Here is a 1,803-nt window from a genome sequence, read left to right as displayed (position 1 = left end):
TAACCTTCTTTACATGATTTTTGTGGTGAATTGATTGTACAACACGAGGACAGCAGTTGTCCTTTTTGTGTACAAAAAAACTGGCATTGATTTTTTATCAATACCAGAAAGTGTATACCCATAATTTTCTTCTTGGCCTTTTTTGTTTTTACTTTCAAAGTCGTTTGCTGTATAATAATTATTATGAAAATAAACACAAGATTAGCTAAGGAGTGTAAGAATATGTCAGATCAAAAAGCACAAATTGGTGTTGTTGGTTTAGCTGTTATGGGTAAGAACCTCGCCTTAAACATTGAAAGTCGCGGTTTTACTGTTGGTGTTTATAACCGTCACCGTAACCGAACTGATGAAATGATCCGTGATCACGGTGATAAAAAATTAGTGCCAAGTTACACAATTGAAGACTTTGTTAACTCACTAGAAAAGCCTCGCCGGATTCTGATGATGGTTAAGGCTGGTAAAGCTACTGATGCTGTTATCGACGAATTATTACCATTACTTGATAAGGGTGATGTTTTAATTGATGGTGGTAACACTAACTTCCATGACACAATGGCCCGGAATGCCAAGTTAGATAAGTCTGGAATCAACTTCATTGGCATGGGTGTATCTGGTGGTGAATTAGGTGCTCTCTATGGTCCATCATTAATGCCTGGTGGTCAAAAAGAAGCTTATGACTTGGTAGAACCAATTCTTACTAAGATCGCAGCTAAAGCTGAAGAAGACGGCAAGCCATGTGTTGCTTACATTGGTCCTAACGGTGCTGGTCACTACGTTAAGATGGTTCACAACGGAATCGAATATGGTGACGAAGAACTGATCGACGAAAGTTACAATATCATGCGAAACGTCTTAAAGATGCCTGTTGACGATATTGCTAAGACCTTTGCTGAATGGAACAAGGGTGAACTTTCCAGCTATCTTGTTGATATTACCGCTGACATTCTTACCCGAAAAGATGACCTTGGCGATGACAAGAGTAAGCCAATCGTTGATATGATTCTTGATCGTGGTGCTAATAAAGGAACGGGTAAGTGGAGTTCTGAAACCGCTCTTGACGGTGGTGCACCACAATCCGTTATTACCGAAGCCGTTTATGCTCGTTACATCTCAATGATGAAGAAGGAACGGGTTCAAGCAAGTAAGGAATTGCCTGTTGATACTGAAGCTGTTTCAATTGACAACAAAGAAGAATTAGTTGAAAAGATTCGTCAGGCTCTCTACTTCGGTAAGGTAATGAGTTACGCTCAAGGATTCGAACAAATGCGGATCGATTCCGAACGTTACGATTGGAATCTCCAATACGGCGAATTAGCTCAAATTTGGCGTGCTGGTTGCATCATTCGTGCCCAATTCTTACAAAACATTACCGATGCCTTCACAAAGAACCCTGATTTGAAGAATCTCTTATTTGACGACTACTTCAAAGATATTGCTAAGAAGTACCAAAAGGCTATTCGGGACGTTGTTGCACTTGCTGTAAAGGCTGGTGTACCAGTTCCATCATTAAGTGCTGCAATTAGCTACTATGACTCATTCCGTGCTGAAGTTCTTCCTGCAAACTTACTACAAGCACAACGGGATTACTTTGGTGCTCACACCTACGAACGGACAGACCGTCCTGGTAACTACCACTACAGCTGGTACGAAGAACAATAATTTAACTAAATTTCTATTGAATTAAGGGGCTGTGACATAAGTCCCTAATAATAAGCGGAGTTAGATGAAATCTTCGGATTTCATTTAACTCCGTTTTCCTTTAAAATATATGTTAGTAAAAGAAAAAGACACCGACCAGCCCGT

At 40.0% G+C, this 1,803-nt stretch carries 1 protein-coding gene; it reads left to right on the top strand.

Annotated features, from left to right (window positions below; genetic code table 11):
• Positions 1 to 222: 222 nt before the first annotated feature.
• Positions 223 to 1,659: an NADP-dependent phosphogluconate dehydrogenase gene (gene gndA, locus HUK45_RS09245; protein WP_191912047.1), complete on the top strand. Its 1,437-nt coding sequence runs from the start codon at positions 223 to 225 to the stop codon at positions 1,657 to 1,659.
• Positions 1,660 to 1,803 lie beyond the last annotated feature (144 nt).

The sequence above is a fragment of the Limosilactobacillus urinaemulieris genome (assembly GCF_014838745.1).
GTDB classification, from domain to species: Bacteria; Bacillota; Bacilli; order Lactobacillales; family Lactobacillaceae; genus Limosilactobacillus; species Limosilactobacillus urinaemulieris.
This window is presented reverse-complemented; position numbering and strand designations above follow the sequence as displayed.

Coding starts and splice junctions, on each gene's coding strand:
- gndA (WP_191912047.1), top strand. CDS start 223: ATGTCAGATCAAAAAGCACAAATTGGTGTTGTTGGTTTAGCTGTTATG.